The 16,980-nt window shown below is 66.4% G+C and carries 15 protein-coding genes; 1 reads left to right on the top strand and 14 read right to left on the bottom strand.

Going from position 1 to position 16,980, the window contains the following annotated elements:
* Window positions 1-206: 206 nt before the first annotated feature.
* From AC3RCJ_RS18540 to AC3RCJ_RS18475, 14 genes are all read right to left on the bottom strand, one after another.
* The gene (locus AC3RCJ_RS18540; RefSeq protein WP_492962297.1) at window positions 207-779 is read right to left on the bottom strand and encodes a prepilin-type N-terminal cleavage/methylation domain-containing protein; all 573 of its coding nucleotides are present in this window, start codon (window positions 777-779) and stop codon (window positions 207-209) included.
* Between the two features lie 109 nt (window positions 780-888).
* Window positions 889-1,623 (bottom strand): hypothetical protein, encoded by a 735-nt coding sequence (locus tag AC3RCJ_RS18535; RefSeq protein WP_492964699.1) that lies wholly within the window; start codon window positions 1,621-1,623, stop codon window positions 889-891.
* A complete protein-coding gene (locus AC3RCJ_RS18530) occupies window positions 1,623-2,390 on the bottom strand; it encodes an ABC transporter permease (protein ID WP_492964697.1) in 768 nt (255 codons plus the stop codon). Before AC3RCJ_RS18530 ends, AC3RCJ_RS18535 begins: the two co-directional genes overlap by 1 nt.
* Window positions 2,390-3,112: a prepilin-type N-terminal cleavage/methylation domain-containing protein gene (locus AC3RCJ_RS18525; protein ID WP_492964695.1), complete on the bottom strand. Its 723-nt coding sequence runs from the start codon at window positions 3,110-3,112 to the stop codon at window positions 2,390-2,392. The genes AC3RCJ_RS18530 and AC3RCJ_RS18525 overlap by 1 nt, the downstream gene beginning before the upstream one ends.
* On the bottom strand, window positions 3,109-3,822 hold the full coding sequence (locus tag AC3RCJ_RS18520) for a hypothetical protein (RefSeq protein ID WP_492964693.1): 714 nt from the start codon (window positions 3,820-3,822) through the stop codon (window positions 3,109-3,111). The genes AC3RCJ_RS18525 and AC3RCJ_RS18520 overlap by 4 nt, the downstream gene beginning before the upstream one ends.
* Window positions 3,819-4,244 (bottom strand): hypothetical protein, encoded by a 426-nt coding sequence (locus AC3RCJ_RS18515; RefSeq protein ID WP_492964691.1) that lies wholly within the window; start codon window positions 4,242-4,244, stop codon window positions 3,819-3,821. Before AC3RCJ_RS18515 ends, AC3RCJ_RS18520 begins: the two co-directional genes overlap by 4 nt.
* Window positions 4,241-4,882 (bottom strand): hypothetical protein, encoded by a 642-nt coding sequence (locus AC3RCJ_RS18510; protein ID WP_492964689.1) that lies wholly within the window; start codon window positions 4,880-4,882, stop codon window positions 4,241-4,243. The genes AC3RCJ_RS18515 and AC3RCJ_RS18510 overlap by 4 nt, the downstream gene beginning before the upstream one ends.
* A gap of 32 nt (window positions 4,883-4,914) precedes the next feature.
* The gene (locus AC3RCJ_RS18505) at window positions 4,915-6,480 is read right to left on the bottom strand and encodes a hypothetical protein (RefSeq protein ID WP_492964687.1); all 1,566 of its coding nucleotides are present in this window, start codon (window positions 6,478-6,480) and stop codon (window positions 4,915-4,917) included.
* A 7-nt stretch (window positions 6,481-6,487) separates the two neighbouring features.
* On the bottom strand, window positions 6,488-7,693 hold the full coding sequence (locus AC3RCJ_RS18500; protein WP_492964686.1) for a type II secretion system F family protein: 1,206 nt from the start codon (window positions 7,691-7,693) through the stop codon (window positions 6,488-6,490).
* On the bottom strand, window positions 7,693-9,396 hold the full coding sequence (locus tag AC3RCJ_RS18495; RefSeq protein ID WP_492964684.1) for a GspE/PulE family protein: 1,704 nt from the start codon (window positions 9,394-9,396) through the stop codon (window positions 7,693-7,695). Before AC3RCJ_RS18495 ends, AC3RCJ_RS18500 begins: the two co-directional genes overlap by 1 nt.
* A 7-nt stretch (window positions 9,397-9,403) precedes the next feature.
* A complete protein-coding gene (locus AC3RCJ_RS18490) occupies window positions 9,404-10,876 on the bottom strand; it encodes a tetratricopeptide repeat protein (RefSeq protein ID WP_492964683.1) in 1,473 nt (490 codons plus the stop codon).
* Window positions 10,873-12,834 (bottom strand): type II secretion system protein GspD, encoded by a 1,962-nt coding sequence (locus tag AC3RCJ_RS18485; RefSeq protein WP_492964125.1) that lies wholly within the window; start codon window positions 12,832-12,834, stop codon window positions 10,873-10,875. The genes AC3RCJ_RS18490 and AC3RCJ_RS18485 overlap by 4 nt, the downstream gene beginning before the upstream one ends.
* 122 nt (window positions 12,835-12,956) lie before the next feature.
* Entirely contained in the window at window positions 12,957-14,345 is a 1,389-nt protein-coding gene (locus AC3RCJ_RS18480) for an ExeA family protein (RefSeq protein ID WP_492964126.1), read from the bottom strand.
* Complete coding sequence (locus AC3RCJ_RS18475) at window positions 14,342-15,070, bottom strand: ABC transporter ATP-binding protein (protein WP_492964127.1); 729 nt, start codon at window positions 15,068-15,070, stop codon at window positions 14,342-14,344. The genes AC3RCJ_RS18480 and AC3RCJ_RS18475 overlap by 4 nt, the downstream gene beginning before the upstream one ends.
* A gap of 206 nt (window positions 15,071-15,276) precedes the next feature.
* Here AC3RCJ_RS18475 and AC3RCJ_RS18470 point away from each other — a divergent pair, with 206 nt between their 5' ends.
* Window positions 15,277-16,980 (top strand): GspE/PulE family protein, encoded by a 1,704-nt coding sequence (locus AC3RCJ_RS18470; RefSeq protein WP_492964128.1) that lies wholly within the window; start codon window positions 15,277-15,279, stop codon window positions 16,978-16,980.

Genomic DNA, 16,980 nt, shown 5'->3' with positions numbered 1-16,980 from the left:
GGGCCGCTCACGCTGGCGCTTGCTGACCTTGAATGAAAAGATGCTAGACGAAATTGATTGCTCTGACAAGCCTAGTTTCCGAGACGCAAAAAGCGTTGCGGAAGGGGTACGGAATGCGCCTGGAAGGCGGGCAGGACGGGTGGCGCGCGGCCGGCCGGCGGCCAGCTTGCGCCATGGTAGTGAGATGGGCGGCCAGCTACGTCGTATCAGAAGAACACGGCGGTGCGGGGAATGATGGCGCCCGTGTTGCCATACGCCTGGTTGGCGCGCACGGAACCGGTGCTGGCCACGCCATCGTCGAGTTTGCTGTCTATCTGTTCCGCATAGCCTTCGGGCAGGTTGTCGAAGCGGATGCCATTGCCGGCCCGGCCGCCCACTTCGTCGTTGTACAGGTAGACGGCGCCGCCCTGGGCACTGGTCATGAATTGCGAGGTGCCGTTGAACGAGCCGGTGATGAAACCGCCCAGTGCCAGGTGCTGCGGCGCCAGCGTGAATTCGCGCGGCTGGCCGTCGCCGATCTGGCCATCGCCATTGCCGTTGCCGGCCGAATTGGGCACATGCACGGTGCCCTGGATATCATCGCCGGGCAGGGCGCGGAACTTGTCCTGGTAGGCGTTCACGGCGGCCGTCAGCGAGTTCGATTGCTGGATGATGTTCTTGACCTTGGCGCTGTCGATCAGGCCCTGGCCTTTCAGCACGCCGCCCAGCAGCAGGCCGATGATGACCAGGACGATGGCGATTTCAACGAGGGTAAAGCCTTGCTGGCGGCGTGGTGGCATGGGATCTTCCTTATAAAAACACGGTGTCGCGGGGGGCGTCTGCCGAAGCAGTTTACTGCAAATGGCGGCAGGCGGGAATGGCGGCCTGACGGGGCCGCATGCCGGCATGTCACGGCGCCCCATTTGCTTTCTTTGCGGCAATCTGGCTGGCAAGGGCGTCGAGGCGGCGCGCGAGGAACGCCAGCTCGTGCGGGTCGGTGATTTGTCCGCTCTGGATCAGGCCGCCGATCACCAGGCGCGCGCTGTCGAGCTGGTCCATGTCTTCCAGCAGGAACGCTTCCATTTCGCGCACCCAGGGCGGCACTTGCGGCCCCGTCGCCAGGCGCCGCAGCTGGCGCGCATAGCCGAGCGCCAGCGGCAGGTCGTGCAGCTGGTGCCTGGCCAGCAGGGTTGCCTGTGCCATGGCGGGCCAGCGGCGCGCCGGATCGCCGGCAAAGCTGCGGGCGATGAAATCGAGCATGCGCCGCGCGCGCTGCGGGTCGGGCACGGCTGCGTAGACTTCGCTGGCGGCCACCAGCGCATACTGGCTGCGCGGATCGAGCGCCTGCGCCGTTTCCAGCCAGTCCGCCAGGTGTTCATAGTCGAGCGCGCGCCAGGCCAGGCTGACGCCGGGCTGGTCTTCGTACGCCTGCAGGTACAGCAGCATGCCTTTCGCCATGGCCAGCGGCTCGCCCAGGCTGGCCAGGCGTGCGGCGGCCACCGGCGGCGCGGCGGGCAGCTGGCGCGCCTGCGCCGCGGCCGTGCCGTGCGCCAGTTGCCACCCCAGCTGCAGCAGCAGGGCGGCGGCCAGCAGCAGCGGCACCGGGCGCGGCACGCTGGACCAGGGGCGCAGCGGCGACGCCATCAGATATTCCTGCGGTAAAAATCGCATAGCGCGCATGCCGCCAGCAAGGTCACATAGATGGCCGTCTGCACCGCCACGCCGGCCAGCGCGTGCAGGTCGCCGCTGGCATACAGCAGCCAGTGCGTGCGCGTAAAATCGTCGAGGCGCGGCAACAGCAGGACCAGCAGGTCGATGGCGCCCGCCATCGCCTGCTGCGGCCAGGCGTGGCCGGCGCCGGGGCCGTGTGCCAGCAGTTGCAGGCTGCCGACGCTGCGCGCCAGCACATAGAAGCCGCCGGCCGCCGCCAGCGCCGGCAGCGCCTGCTGCAGGCTGGCCGCGCACAGCAGGCTGAAGGCGGCCATGATCCACAACTCTCCCAGCAGCGACAGGCCCCACAGCGCGCCTTGCGCGGGCGCGGCAAACGGCAGCATCAGCGCGCCGAACAGCAAGGCCGGGATGGCTGCCAGCGCGCCATAGCCGGCCAGTTTTCCCAGCAGGTAGGCGGCGCGCGGCATGGGCAGCGCCAGCAACAGTTCCAGGCCCTTGTCGGCCGCTTCGCGCGCCATGCTGGTAATGATGAAGGTAGCCAGCAGGAAGACGCTGGCCAGGCGCAGTCCGGCGGCCAGCAGCGCGGCCTGCACGGCGCGGCTTTCCGTCAGCGCCAGTTGCTGCAGGAAGCCGGACAGGCCGACGGCGCCGCAGGCGGCCAGCACGAACAGCCACAGCAAACGGCTGCGCAGCGCTTCGAGCAGCGTGTAGCGGGCGATGGCGAGCGCGGGATGCAGCATCAGCGCGGCAGCCTTTGCGCGACCACCATGCGGTTGAACAGGATATTCGGCGACAGCCACACGACGATGTCGTCGAAGGCGCCGCCGGGCTGTCCGTCGCCGCCGGCGGCGCGGCTGATGAACACATTGCTGCTGGTGGCATTGCTGCGCTCATCGACGTTGTTGCCGGCCACGCCGGCCTGGCGCCGGCCCTGTTCGCTGATCGCGCCATAACCGTTCTTGCCATGGGACATGACCATGGCGGGAATGTCGTTCAGCGCCGTTGCCTGCACGAGGGCGCCGCCATTGCGCGTGACGATGCTGATGTCGCGCGGCGTGCCCAGGCTGAATTGCTGCTCGCTGTCGCTGAAGGCCGGCGTCACGCTGTAGCGGAACAGATTGTTCCAGCTGTCGCTCTTGCGCAGCCCCAGCGTGGCCCAGGGCAGGAAACCGATGCGCTTTTCGCCGTTGCAGCGGGGGCCGCGCCGGTCTTCCAGGCCATTCATGCTTGAGACGGCGGGGCAGGGCAGGTAGCCGTAGCGCAAGGCATAGCCGGTCAAGGCTTCCTTCGCTTCATCGAGCGCCTTTTGCGTCTCGGCCACCTTGCGCTGCTCCATCTGCACCGTCAGCGGCGTCACCAGGCCGCCTATCATCAGGCCGACGATGACGAGCACGATGGCGATCTCGATCAGGCTGAAGCCGGCCTGGCGGCGCGCGCGGGCGGCGAAGCACGGGCGCCTCATGGCAGGTTGCGCGCGGTGCGCATGCGTTGATACAGGACCGGCAAGGTGATCCAGCTGAGCATGTCATCGAAGGCGCCGCCGGGCCCGGCGGCGTTCATGCCGGACGCGCGATCGCTGTATTCGCGGCTGGCTTGCTCGTTGGCCGCTTCGTCGAGGTTGCCGCGCGCCATGTTAGCCTGCGCCACGCCGCTGGCCGCCGTGCCGAAGTTATCCTTGCCTTGCGAGAAGAGCACGCAGGGCAGGCACTGGGCGCTGACATCGCATTGTTGCTGTCCAGCAATGTACTGGAACTCGCCACGGCTGTCGCGCCGGCGCACCGTGCGGTTGGCCACGGCGGAAAACGAGACGATGGGGGCGCGCGACATTTCCGGCGTGACGCTGTAGCGCAGCAGCTTGCCCCAGCTGTCGACACCGCTCACGCCCAGCGCCACCCACGGCAGGAAGCCGCTGCAGTCGGCATCGGTCAGGCAATCGGCGGGACGCTCGCGGCCGTCGAGCGCGGATGCGGCCGGGCGCGGCAGGCGGCCATTCGTGGCGGCAAAGCCCAGCAAGGCTTCGCGCGCCTGCGCCAGCGTGGCCAGCGTGCGCTGCTGGCGCTCGGCCTCGGCCGTATTGCGGCTGAAAGCGTTGATCAGCAAGCTTGCCGCGCCCAGGCCCAGCACGGCTACCAGCAGCAGCAGCGCCGCGCCGCGCTGGCGCTGGCGCATCATGGCCGCACCTCGTCCGCTTCGCTGACGCGGCCGCTGGCCGGATCGTAGCGCTGCCCCGGTTTCAGCAGCACCTGCTGGCCTGTCGACAGGCGCAGGGTCAGCGTGCCTGGCGTACCGGCACGGTCGCGCGCCAGCTGGTTGTGCGGCTCGGTTTGCGGCGCCTGGTTCAGCCAGACGGTCGAGCGTCCGCTGCTGCGCTGGACCACGCCGTTCAATTCCAGCGGCGGCGCCGGAGGCGGGGGCGGCGGCGCGGCGGGCGGTGCCGCCTGCGCGGCGCTGCCTGGCGGCGGCCCGTAGCGCTGCGCGTCGAGCTGGGCGCGCTGCTCGGGCGAGGAAAACAGCCGTCCCAGCTGCGGCACCTGGGCTTGCGCGCAGCGGGCGGCGCCGGCCAGCAGCATGCAGGCGAGCAGGATGCGCTTCATGGCCGTCCCTGCGCGGCGGGCGCGATACTGCCCAGCGTCAGCCACAGCAGGCTGCAATCGGCGCTCAGCGTGGCGGCCGTGGCATTGCCGCCGCTGCCGCTGCGCTTGAGCGTGCACTGTTGCACGGCAAAATAGCCGGCCTGGCGCAAGTCGTCGAAAAAGTTCAGTAAATCCATTTCATGCAGCAAATCCATGTGAAGCTGCATTGTACTGCCGCGTAGCTGATACTGGCCGATGGCTATCGGCAAAGGCACTTGCAGCACCTGTTGCGCACTGATGTCGTAGCTGATCGGTAACAGCTTGCGTCGTTCCTGGCTCAGGCGGATGGCCTCGATCCAGGCCAGGCGGTTTTCTTCGCCGATCAGGCCGCGCCGGAGCAAGACCAGAAACTGCGGTTCATAGCTGCGGATTTCGCGTTTCTCCGCTTCCACGTGGTTGAACAGGTTGGCTGCCGCCGCCCGGGTGTGGCGCGCCAGCTCCAGCCGTTGCGCCTGGCGCTCGCGGTAGCTAGCGCTCAGGCTGAGCAATAGCAGGCTGGCCAGCAGTGTCAGCGCAAAGCACAGCATGGCCGGGCGTATCAGTGGCAGCTCGCTCACCCACAGGGGCAGGCTGCGCGTGCCGGCCGCGGCTTTTTTCATGCCGGGCAGCGGCGGCTGTCTTGGCGGCGCGCTCATGGCTGCCACACCAGCAGCAGGGTGAAACGGGCCTGGCTGTCGGGCGCGGGCGTGGCGCTCTTGCCGCTCAGGGCCACGCTGGAACGCAGGTCCAGCGGCGTTTCCTCGATCGCCACCAGCAAGCCAGGCTGGCGCGCCAGGTCTTGCGCGAAGGCCGTGATGGCGGCCAGCGCGGCGCGGTAGTCATTGTGTGCCATGTCCACGTTCGCTTCCAGGCGCAGCGCTTGCGGCGGCGCGCCCGGAATGCCGGCCTGCGAGCTGCCGAGCGGCGCGCCGGGACCCTGCTGCGGTGGCGGCGGCTGGCTGCTGGCCGTGCGGGCCGGCGGCGGACCCGCATTCCAGTGCAGCTGGCCCAGCTGCACCTGCGGCGCGCGCTCCAGCGCGCCGCTGAGCACGCGCAGCAGCCGGCCCGGTTCGGGCGCCTGGCTGGCGATCATGCGTTCGAACGTCACGGCCACCTTCATGTTCTGCGTCTTGGCCGGCGCCGGCGGCAGGGTGGCCATGACGTTGCGGTAGCGTTCTTCATACGAGGCGGTCTCCTGTTGCAGGCGGGCCGTGGCCGTGCCATCACTGATGCCGCCCAGCAAGTTGATGGCGCACCACAGGGCGGCCGAGGCGCCGATCAGCGTGCTGGCGCCATACAGTGCCTTGCGCGCGCGCTGGAAGTGGTAGTAGCGGGCCAGCGCTCCCGGCGGATAGTGGCTGGGCGGCGGATGCTTGCCCAGCAAGGTCAGCAGCAGTTGGTCGGCCAGCGCCGGGGTCTGGCGCAAGCCCACGCGTTCGCTGGCGATCTGCATGTCGATGAAGTGGTAGGCGACCTCGACACCGTTGTCGCATAGCAATTCCAGCTTGGCGATTTGCGCGGCCGGCGCCAGGATGACGGTATTGAGCACGTCGCCGCGTTCCAGCATGCGCGTGCTGGTGAGGAATTGCCGCGTCTTTTCCGTTTCCAGCGCGATATTTACGGCCACGCCGTCAAGCGCGATGGCCACCGTCTGGCGCGAAAAGCGCAATTGTCCCGCTTCATAATAGCTTTGCCGCAAGCCGCCCGATTGCTGCGTCACCAGCAGCAGGTGCTGGTGCGCGAGCGCCAGCTTTTTCACCAGTGCAATGCTCAGCAGGCTGGTCGAATAGATGCCGGCCACGGGAATGCGCAAGTGTTCCAGCGCCTCCGTCCACGGCTGCAGCAGCGACGGATTGGTCAGCGCAAAGAACAGTACCTGGTCATCATGCCGGCCCGTGCTTTCGCGGCCCAGCAAGGTGCTGCCGCGGTAGGGGGTGTCGCGGTGCAGCTGCTGCTTGCGCCGCTCCAGCAGCGCGCGTCCCGCCTTACCCCGCACGTGGGGCAGCAGCTGGCGCTGGAAGTCTTCCTCGATCAGGTCCGTCAGCAGGTAGGCGGGCACGTCCAGGCGATGCGCGTGCGGGTCTTCCAGCCAGGCGGCAAACTCGTCGAGCCCGGCCGCGCTGGCCGCAAACGCACGGCCCGGTCCCAGCGCGCCGTCGTTCCAGTCGTAGGCGCACAGCGCATCGCTGGTCAGGTAAAACAATTGTTTGCGGAACACGGCGGCCTCAGGTTTTGATGGTGCTGATCGTGTCGTAAATGGGACCCAGCACCGACAGCATGATCCAGCCCAGCAGCAAGCCCAGGATCACCGTCATGGCCGGCTCTATCATGGCCTGCACTTTTTCGATCAGCTCCTTCACTTCGCGGTTGTAGAAATAGCTGACATTGCGCAAGGCCGTGTCCAGCGAACCCGTCGCCTCGCCCACCTTCAGCATGCGGATCACCAGCGGCGGGAAGATGCCCGTGTGCTGGAAGGCGGCGGTCACGCCCTGGCCCTCGCCGATCAGCTGGGCGGCGCGGCGCAGGCCGGCGGCCACCACTTGGTTGCCGGCGATGCCTTCGGACAGGCGGATGCAATCGAGGATGGTGATGCCGGAGGCATACATCAGCGCAAAGAAGGTGGCGAAGCGGGCCAGGATGATCTTGTGCAGCACGGGGCCCACCAGCCACAGGCGCAGCTTCACGCCATCCCAGGCGTAGCGGGCCGCGTCGCTGCGGCGTATCCACGCGCGCAAGCCGAAGAACAGCAGCGCGGGCATGGCCAGCAGCAGGTACCAGTAATCGATGAAGATATTCGACACGAAGATCAGCACGCGCGTATGCAGCGGCAGCTCGCCGCCCATGTTGCGGATGAAGGCCGTCAGTTGCGGCACCAGGTAGATCATCAGGAAAAACGTCACGGCGGCCACCACCACGGCCACGATAATCGGGTACATGATGATCTTGCGCGTCTGCGAGGCCAGTTCATCCTGCCATTTCAGGCTTTCCGACAGGTTCTTGAAGACGTCGGCGATCTTGCCGCTCTGCTCGCCAGCGAGGATCAGGCTGGTAAACGTGGCGTCGAAGATGTCGGCATGCTGGGCCAGCGCGCCGGACAGGGGCAGGCCGCCCTCGATGCTTTCAATCAGGTCCGTCACCACTTCGCGCAGGCGCGGGTGGTCCGTGCTTTCGCGCAAGTCGTTCAAGCCCGCGAGGATGGGCACGCCCGCGCCCGTCAATTGCTCCATGTGGAAGCAGAAATTGATGAGGTCGCGGCGGTGGATCACGCGCTTGCCCAGCAAGACCAGGTACTGGCCAGTGATCCTGCAGTCGATCAGGTCGAGCTGCATGCGGTGCAGGCGCGCTTCCAGGTCCGGTACATTCGCCGCTTCCATGCTGCCGGGGATCATCGCCCCGGCAGCATCCATGGCACGGTAGACATATTGCGCCATCAGCTGAGCCTATCCGTCAGGTCGACCACGCGCGCCACCTCTTCCAGCGTGGTCGTGCCGTCGAGCACGCGGCGCATGCCGTCGTCGATCAGCGCATGGAAGCCGGCCGCGCGGGCCGCGTTCTTCAGCTCGCGCGCACTGGCGCGGCGGGCCGTCAGTTCGTCGAGTTCCTGCGTCATCTTCAGGATTTCCATGATGGCCAGGCGGCCCTTGTAGCCCTGGTGCGCGCAGCGCTCGCAGCCGACGGCGCGGCAGATGCTGGCCGGCGCGGCGTCCGGCGCCAAGCCCAGCAGGCGCCGTTCGATGCTGTCGGCCAGTACGGTTTCCTTGCAATGGGGACACAACTTGCGCACCAGGCGCTGCGCCACGATGCCGATGATGTTGCCAGCCATGATGTCGGGCAGGATGCCGATGTCGAGCAGGCGCGAGATGGAACCGATGGCCGAGTTCGTGTGCAGGGTGGAATACACCTGGTGGCCCGTCATGGCGGCGGCAAACGCCATTTCCGCCGTTTCGCGGTCGCGGATCTCGCCCACCAGGATGATGTCGGGGTCTTGCCGCATCATCGAGCGGATGCCGTCGGCAAAGCCGAGCTTGACCGATTCGTTGACCGAGGTCTGGCGTATCATGTTCATCGGATACTCGACCGGGTCCTCCAGGGTCATGATGTTGACGCTTTCGGTGTTGATGTGGTTGATGATCGAGTACAAGGTCGTGGTCTTGCCGCTGCCCGTCGGCCCCGTCACGAGGATCACCCCGTCCGGCCGCGCGATCATCAGTTTCAACACATTGAGTTCCGCCTCGGCCAGGCCCAGCGAATCCAGCGGTACGATGCCTTTCTGGCGGTCCAGCACGCGCAGCACGAAGTTTTCGCCATGCGTGGTGGGCTGCGCCGACGCGCGGAAATCGATTTGCCGTCCAGAAAACTTGATCGTGATGCGCCCGTCCTGCGGCGCGCGCGCCTCGGCGATATTCATGTTCGAGATCACCTTCAGGCGCACGGCCATGGCCGGCCAGTACGACTTGTGCAGGCTGCGGATCTGCCGCAGGATGCCGTCGATGCGGTAGCGGATGCGCAGGAACGACTGTTCCGGCTCGAAATGGATGTCCGAGGCGCCGTTTTGCACGGCATCGGCCAGCAGCGCATCGATCAGGCGCACCATGGGCTGGCTGTATTCGTCCGAGGGCGAACCCATGCTCTGGTAATTGACTTCGCCCGTCTCGATCTCGTGCAGGATGCCGTCGATCGACAGTTCGAAGCCGTAGTACTGGTCGATGGCGCGCGAGATGTCGGATTCGTTGACGAGCACCGTGGAAATCGTGATGCCCTTGACCAGCATGGCGCTGATCTGGTCCAGCGCGACGATGTTGCTGGTGTCGGCCATGGCCAGGATCAGGTTGTCGCTCTGCCGTTCATACACGATGGGGAAGACGCGGTAGCGCTTGGCCACCTCCTTCGGGATCAGTTTCAGGGCGATGGCATCCACGACCAGGCTGGACAGGTCGGCGCTGACCTGTTTCAGGTTTTCGCTGAGCGCTTCGCGCACCGTCGCTTCCGTCACGAAACCGAGCGTGATGAGGAGCTTGCCCAGCGGTTCGCTGCTGCGTTTTTGCTCGATCAGCGCGATGCGCAACTGGTCTTCGCTGATCACGCCTTTCTGGATCAGCAGCTTGCCCAGCGGGAGTTTTGCTTGTTCTGCCATGTGTTGCTTATTCCTGACGGATGATGACGCTGGCCGGCGGCGGCGCCGCCGCTGGCGTGCTGGTGCCCGCCGCCATGGGCGCGGGGCTGCCCAGTTCGCGCAGGCGCGCCTGCACCACGGCCCGCTCGAAGGCGGCTGGCGTGGCTTGCGCCAGGACCAGCGCGCGCTGGTAATAGGTGGCGGCCAGCTTGGGCTGGTTCAGGCGGTCCAGGCCGACGGCCAGGTTGAAGGCATAGTCGGGGTTGCCCGGCACGGCGCTGTAGGCGCGGAAAAATTGCTGTTGCGCCTCGGGCCAGCGCCGCTGCTTGGCATATACATTGCCCAAGGCAAACAACACGGGGCCGCTGTCGGGCGCACGGGCCAGGATGGCTTTCAGCTTCGCTTCGCTTTGCACCACGTCGCCCTGGCGCAGCCCGATCAGGCCGGCCAGCGCCTCGCCATCGTCGGGGTTGATTTCCAGCAAACGCACATACAGCGCCGCCGCCTGCGCGCCCTGGTTTTCGCGCAGGGCCACGGCAGCCAGGCCCAGCAGTGCGTCGCGGTTGTTGGCGTCCTGCTGCAGTACCGTTTCGTACTGCCGGCGCGCCGTGCCCAGCTGGCCCCCGTTCAGGGCCTGGTAGGCTTGCTGCACGCCGGGGTTGATCTGCGGCGCCGTATCGTTGCGCAGTACCTGGATCTGGCTGTTGTCGGGCGCCACCACGGGCGGCAGGCTGGGCGGCGCAGGCGGCGGCATCTGCGCCAGCTGGGCGGCCACGGCCGCTTGCGCGGCCGCCTGGATCATCGCCTGCTGCTCCGCCGCGCTGGCGCCGGGCCGTTCTTCGCGGCGCGCGTCCGGCGGCGGCAGTTCCTGGGCGGCTGGCGCGAGGGGCGCGCCAACCGCGGCCTGCACCACGATGGGACCGGCTGCGTCCGTCGTGCCGGGCGCATCCGTCAAGGGCATGGGCACGCCGGGCAGGCTGGCGCCCGCGCCGGGGCTGCTGCTGGCGCGCCAGTACCAGTATGCCATCGACGCTGCCACCAGCAGCAGGATGCCGAGCAGCACGGCCAGGCGCACGGTAGCCGGGTCGACGCTGATGGGCCCCCGTGGCGGCGTCTTGCTGCGGCTGGCACCGTTGGCGCCGCCGTTCGCGGCGCGTGGCTTGGACGCCGGCGCTTCGCTGCGCGGACGCGGTGTCTCGGGGCGCGGTCCGGACTGGGCGGCGGCCGGTTCCGGTGGCGGCGGCCGGGGTGTTTCCAAGGGCGGCGGCGTTGGCGCCGCGCCGCTGGCCGCTGGCGCGCCAGGCAATGGTTCCAGGCTCAGCGTGCTGGGCGCTTCCGGCGCGGCTGGCGGGGGCGGCGCCGCCCGCAGCGGCACGGCGTCGGCCGGCGCCAGTTCCAGCACCTGGTCGTAGGCCTCGGACGGCTTTTCCAGCTCCTCGTCCGGCAGGCTGTTCTGTTTGGCGCGCTCGGCCTTCTTGAGCGCCTGCATCAGCAAGCTCATGGCGGGTCTCCCTGCAGGCGCGCCTGCGGCTGTCCGGAGGCGGCCGGCGCGCCGTCCGTATAGGGCTGGCTGTTGAGCGGTGCCTGGCCTGGCAGCAGGTAGCGGTAGTCGCGGTAATCGCCATCGATGCTGGCATCCTTGACCACCACGGGGCGCATGAAGATCACCAGTTCCGTCTTGCTGTTGACTTCATTCCGGTAGGTAAATAAATTGCCCACCAGGGGCAGGCTGGACAGTCCAGGCACGCCGTCCTTGGCATTGTCGATGGAATCCTGCATCAGGCCGCCCATCACGGCGATCTGGCCGTTGCCCACTTTCATGATCGATTCGAGCTCGCGCGCCTGGATCACGGGCACGCGGCTCTGTACGCTGGCCGAGGTCAGGGCGGGATTCGGGTCCTGCACGTAGCCGACGATGCGCGTGATGGTGGGGCGCACATTGAGCGTGACTTCATCGCTGTCGGAAATCTGCGGCGTGACGCTCATGACGAAGCCGACGGGCACCGTTTCCAGTTTCGATTCATAGGTGGCCGGCGTGGTGACGGTGCCTGTCGAACTGATCACGGCCGGCGTGACCTTGAGGGTGAAAAAGACATTGTTGTCGACCACTTTCAGCATGGCCGTCTGGTTGTTCAGCACGCTGATCTTGGGGCTGGACAGCACTTTGACCTTGCCGAACGATTCGAGCAGCTGGATGGTCGTGGTGAAACTGTCCTTCATGTAGTTGAGCACGAAGACGCCGGGCGACGTGCCCGGCATCACGCCGCTGGGCAGGGGCAGGGTGCCGACACGGCCCTGGTTCAGGCTCAGGCTGCCCGTCAGGCGAGACCAGTTGATGCCTTGCTGGTATTCGTTGCTGAGGCGCACTTCGATGATGGTGGCCTCGATCAGCACCTGGCGCTTGGCGCTGTGCAGCACGATATCGAGGAATTCGGCGATCTTTTCATGCTGGCGGCCCGTGGCGCGCACGGCGATCAGGCCGCCTTCCACGTTCACCACCACCGACGACGGGCTGCCCTTGTTGGCCAGCTTTAGCAGCGGCATGCCGTTGGCGTCCGTCGCCTGGGCATTGTTCGCGCCGCCTTGCTGCTGGCCTTGCTGGTACTGGCCGCCATTCTGCGGCGCATTCTGGTTGCCAGCTTGGTTGCCAGCTTGGCCACCGCCCTGGAGGTTCGGATTGCCGGGATTGCCGCCCTGGTTCTGCGCCTGACCTGGCTGTCCCTGCTGGTTTTGCATGGACGTCAATTGCTGGTTCAGCTGTGCCAGCGGGTCCGCTTGCGCATCGTTGAGCGTGGTTTCGCGCAGCATGTCGCGGATGTTCTTTTCCAGGCTGTACCAGAAATTATTTTCCGAACGATTCACCACCAGGGTGGTCGAATTGTTATTGCCATTGCCGGCATTGCCGCCTTGGCCGTTGCCGCCGCCCGTGTTGACGCTGTTCGAGCCGCCGCCCGCCGTGGAGATCTGCGTGGCGATATTGACGCTGCTGTTGGTGCTGCGCGCCATGTTGACGTAATCGACCTTGTAGTTGCGCCAGACGGGCGCGTCGGGCAGCACCACCAGGTTCTTGCCATCGATTTCATAGCGCATATCGACTTGCTTGCCGATACGCGCGAGCAATTGCGGCAGGGTCTGGTTCAGCGCATTCAGGGTCACGCTGCCTTCGATCTGCGGATGGATGTCCACGTTCATGCCGGCGTCGCGCGCCAGCGCGAACAGCAGCGACTGCACCGGTACCTTGTGTACGGTGACGCTGTAGGTCTCGACCTTCGGCGCGGCCAGTGGCGCGGCCAGCGCGCTGCTTTGCTGCACCGTGTCGGGAATGGCGCCCGCCGGTGGCGGCGCTGCATTGAGGTGGCCCGGCGACACGGGCATTTGATGCGAGGCGCAGCCGGCCAGCATGGCGCAGCAGGCGAGGGTGATGCGGGAGGCCAGCACAGGAATAGGGTGTTGGTTCATGAAAAGATCGCCCTTGGAGTCATGTTGTGCTTTTGCAATTTTAACCATCATGATCGCTTAAAAGCAATCGTAAGTGCCGTCATGGCCGGGAATAACATGAAATAAAGTTGCTGCCCACCACGTCAGTGGCGCGCGGTTTCCAGTGACATTATTTCCTTGCGGATACTAGCTATGTCACTCAGCAATATTTTCCGTGCCGTGGCCTGCGTTGCCGGGGCGGACAGCCGGTTCCAGACCCGCTCGGCGGTGGCCCGGTCGGCGAAGCTGCCATAGACAATCTCCAGCCGCGGCGCGGCATGGTCGCCCGCGCGTGCGGGCAAGTGGAAGACATGGATGTCCTGTAAGCCGATCGCCGCCCGCGCCTGCCACAGGAAGGCTTGCGCGCCTGCCGTATCCGTCGCGGCCAGGCTGGCGATATGCAACACCAGGTGCTGTGCCGGCTGGCGCGCCAGCCATGCCTGCGACGCGGCCAGGGTCGTGGCCAGCAAGTCGTCCGGCCCGGCTGTCGCGGACCGGGGCACGGGCGGCGCCGTGCGCGGCGCATCCTGCAATGGCGTGCGCGGCGGCGCGGCCGATGGCGCCAGCCATTGCCACAGCAGCGCGCCGCCCGACACCAGCATTGCCAGCGACAGCAGGGCGGCGAACAGCTTGCCCTCATACCAGGGCGCGGCCCGGAACGGGCTGTCGGCGATGGCCAGGCGCGCGTGGCGCGCGCCGACCTGCTGTGCATCGTCCGCATAGGCGGCCAGCAAGGCCTTGTCGGCCAGGATATTGACCCGGCGCACGATGCCTTGCGAGGCACGCGCCAGTTGCCGCAGCGCGCCCGCCTCGAACAGCAGCGGCGCCTGCCTGCCGGCGGCCGCCAGGCGGCAAGCCAGGTAGTCGGCCAGCAGCGCCGATGGCAGGCGCGGCACCGCGAAGCTATGCGTGATGCGTTCCTTCAATTGCCGCAGTTGCGGCAAATCCAGCGCCTGGTCCAGTTCCGGCTGGCCAAACAGCACGATCTGCAGCAGCTTGTGGCTGGCCGTCTCCAGGTTGGTCAGCAGGCGCACGGCTTCCAGCGTGTCGATGGGCATGGCCTGTGCCTCCTCGGCCAGCAGCACCACCTGGCGCCCCGCCGCGTGCCGGGCGATCAGCTCGGCATGCAGGGCGCGCAGCACTTCGTCGGCGCGGCACGCTTGCAGGTCGAGGCCCAGTTCGCCGCCGATGGCATGCATGACCTCGTCCGGACCGAGGCGGGGATTGAGCAGATACAGCACCTCGACATGGGGCGGCAGCCGTTCGGCCAGCATGCGGCACAGCATGGTCTTGCCGCTGCCCACTTCGCCGCTGAGCTTGATGATGCCTTCGCCCTGCGTGACGGCATACAGCAGCGCGTCGAGCAATTCGCCGCGCGTGTTGCCTGGATAAAAGAAGGCCGGGTCCGGCGTGATGCCGAACGGGGCCATGCGCAAGCCGAAATGCCGCAGGTACATGCCGGGCATGGCGCGCCCTTGTGTTTCGTGGTTCATGCGGCAATGCAGTTCAGAAAGGCCTGCTCCAGGCTGGCGCCTGGCGTGCCGCCATGGCGCTGCCTGCATTGTTCCGGCGTGCCGGTAAATACCATGCGGCCCGCGTGCAGGATGGCCATGCGGTCGCACAATTCATCGACGTCGGCCAGCGCATGCGAGGTCAGGAAGGCGCCGCGCCCCTGCGCGCGCAATTGCCGCAGCGCCTGCTTGAAGAGGGCGCGCGCCTTCGGGTCCAATCCGCTCATCGGTTCATCGAGCACCAGCTGCTGCTTGCCTGACAGCAGGCAGGCGGCCAGTCCCAGTTTTTGCATCATGCCTTTCGAATAGTCGTGCGCGGGCCGCCGCAAGGCGTCCGGCGCCAGGTCCAGTGCCGCGGCAGCCGCCTGTGCGGCGCGCTCGTCATAGCCCACCTTGTGCAGGCTGAGCAGGTAGCGCAGGAAATCGCGGCCGCTCAGATAATATGGCGCCTGGAAGCGCTCCGGCAGGAAGGACAGGGGCGCGCGTGCCGCGCTGTGGCGGTGGGACTGGCCGAAAATGGCGATGCTGCCGGCGTCGGGCGTGTAAAAATCGAACAGGCATTTGAGCAGCGTGGTCTTGCCCGCGCCATTCACGCCCACCAGTCCGAACAGTTCGCCTGGCAGTATGCACAGGTCCACGCCGCGCAGCACGTTCATGCCCGCCAGCTGTTTGTGCACATTCTGATAGTGGATGGCGCAGGCGCTCATGGAGAAAGGCAACGGAAGAGGACGGTGGACGACCGCCATTATTGCCATGCGAACTGGTGTCCGGCAAGTGTTTCCTTGTACAGTGTTGGAAAGCACGAAAATCAAGCTTGTGAATGTATTTTCTTTAAGAAACAACATGTTCTGGAATAAAATACCAACGCGCGCCGCTGGCGTGCGGTATCTGTTGAATTTGTCGAGGAGTAAGCATGGCAAGGCCAGAGAAAGTCCGGCTCGGTGAAATTTTGGTGCAGCAGAAGTTGCTGACGGAAGAACAGTTGGGCCAGGCCTTGACCGAGCAAAAGCGTTCTGGCCGCAAGCTAGGACGGGTCTTTGTCGAGCACGGCTTTGTCACGGAAGAGCAGATTTCGGGTGCGCTGGCGCGCCAGCTGGACATTCCCTACATCAACCTCAAGTTTTACAACATCAATCCGGAACTGGTGCGCCTGCTGCCGGAAACCCAGGCGCGCCGCTTCCGTGCGCTGGTGCTGGAAGACCGCCGCGAGGGGCTGCTGGTCGGCATGTCCGACCCCACCGACCTGTTCGCCTACGACGAGATCGCGCGGCTGGTCAAGCGCCATATCGAGCTGGCGGTGGTCAACGAGACGGAAGTGCTGGCGGCCATCGACCGCATCTATCGCCGCACGGAAGACATTTCCACCCTGACGCGCGAGCTGGAGCAGGACCTGGGCGACGTCTCCGTCGACTTCGGCGCGCTGGCCGTCAATCCGGGCCTGGAAGAGGCGCCCATCGTCAAGCTGCTGCAGTCGGTGTTCGAGGACGCCACCCAGGTGCGCGCCTCGGATATCCACATCGAGCCGCAGGAAGGCCGCTTGCAGATCCGCTTCCGCATCGACGGCGTGCTGCACCTGCAGACGGAAGCCGACAGCAAGATCGCCAGTTCGCTGGCGCTGCGTTTAAAACTGATGTCCGACCTCGATATTTCCGAGAAACGCCTGCCGCAGGACGGCCGCTTCGCCATCCGCGTGAAAAACCAGCGCATCGACGTGCGTATCTCGACCATGCCGACGCAGTATGGCGAATCGGTGGTGATGCGGCTGCTGAACCAGGGCGGCACCACCTTGCGCCTGGACGCCATCGGCATGCCGCCCGCGCTGGTGGAACAGTTCCGCGCCATCGTGCACCGCCCGAACGGCCTGGTGCTGGTGACGGGACCGACCGGCAGCGGCAAGACGACCACCCTGTATTGCGCGCTGGCCGAACTCAATTCGGTGGAAAAAAAGCTCATCACGGTGGAAGACCCCGTCGAATACCGCCTGGCGGGCATCAACCAGGTGCAGGTCAATGACAAGATCGAGCTCAATTTTGCCAGGGTGCTGCGCTCGGCCCTGCGGCAGGACCCGGACATCGTGCTGGTGGGCGAGATGCGCGACCAGGAAACGGCGCAAATCGGCTTGCGCGCCGCCATGACGGGCCATCTGGTGCTGTCGACGCTGCATACGAACGACGCCATCAGCACGCCGCTGCGCCTGATGGACATGGGCGTGCCGCGCTACATGGTGGGCAGTTCGCTGCAAGCGGTGCTGGCGCAGCGCCTGGTGCGCGTGATCTGCGAAAGCTGCAGCACGCCGTACGCGCCCACGCCCAACGAATACGAATGGCTGCGCCTGGAGCTGGGCGAACTGGTCGAACGCAACCAGTATTTCCACGGCAAGGGCTGCTCGCACTGCAATGGCATGGGCTACCGGGGCCGCACTGGCGTGTACGAATTGCTGGAAATTACGCGCGCCGTGGCCGATGCGGCCAACCACGCCGATCCCTCGCACTTCATGCGGGTGGCGTCGGCGCAGATGGCGGGCAACACCTTGCGCCGCCACGCGGTGCAGCTGGTGGTTGCCGGCCGCACGACGGTGATGGAAGCGATGCGCATCAGCAACCAGAGCGAGGATTGA

It is taken from the genome of Janthinobacterium sp. GW822-FHT07H11 (genome assembly GCF_058798615.1).
Note: the sequence above shows the minus strand (reverse complement) of the source record. Positions and strands in the feature narration are given on the sequence as shown.

Coding starts and splice junctions, on each gene's coding strand:
- AC3RCJ_RS18480 (WP_492964126.1), bottom strand. CDS start 14,345: ATGAACCACGAAACACAAGGGCGCGCCATGCCCGGCATGTACCTGCGG.
- AC3RCJ_RS18540 (WP_492962297.1), bottom strand. CDS start 779: ATGCCACCACGCCGCCAGCAAGGCTTTACCCTCGTTGAAATCGCCATC.
- AC3RCJ_RS18510 (WP_492964689.1), bottom strand. CDS start 4,882: ATGAAAAAAGCCGCGGCCGGCACGCGCAGCCTGCCCCTGTGGGTGAGC.
- AC3RCJ_RS18525 (WP_492964695.1), bottom strand. CDS start 3,112: ATGAGGCGCCCGTGCTTCGCCGCCCGCGCGCGCCGCCAGGCCGGCTTC.
- AC3RCJ_RS18520 (WP_492964693.1), bottom strand. CDS start 3,822: ATGATGCGCCAGCGCCAGCGCGGCGCGGCGCTGCTGCTGCTGGTAGCC.
- AC3RCJ_RS18530 (WP_492964697.1), bottom strand. CDS start 2,390: ATGCTGCATCCCGCGCTCGCCATCGCCCGCTACACGCTGCTCGAAGCG.
- AC3RCJ_RS18485 (WP_492964125.1), bottom strand. CDS start 12,834: ATGAACCAACACCCTATTCCTGTGCTGGCCTCCCGCATCACCCTCGCC.
- AC3RCJ_RS18500 (WP_492964686.1), bottom strand. CDS start 7,693: ATGGCGCAATATGTCTACCGTGCCATGGATGCTGCCGGGGCGATGATC.
- AC3RCJ_RS18490 (WP_492964683.1), bottom strand. CDS start 10,876: ATGAGCTTGCTGATGCAGGCGCTCAAGAAGGCCGAGCGCGCCAAACAG.
- AC3RCJ_RS18515 (WP_492964691.1), bottom strand. CDS start 4,244: ATGAAGCGCATCCTGCTCGCCTGCATGCTGCTGGCCGGCGCCGCCCGC.
- AC3RCJ_RS18535 (WP_492964699.1), bottom strand. CDS start 1,623: ATGGCGTCGCCGCTGCGCCCCTGGTCCAGCGTGCCGCGCCCGGTGCCG.
- AC3RCJ_RS18495 (WP_492964684.1), bottom strand. CDS start 9,396: ATGGCAGAACAAGCAAAACTCCCGCTGGGCAAGCTGCTGATCCAGAAA.
- AC3RCJ_RS18470 (WP_492964128.1), top strand. CDS start 15,277: ATGGCAAGGCCAGAGAAAGTCCGGCTCGGTGAAATTTTGGTGCAGCAG.
- AC3RCJ_RS18475 (WP_492964127.1), bottom strand. CDS start 15,070: ATGAGCGCCTGCGCCATCCACTATCAGAATGTGCACAAACAGCTGGCG.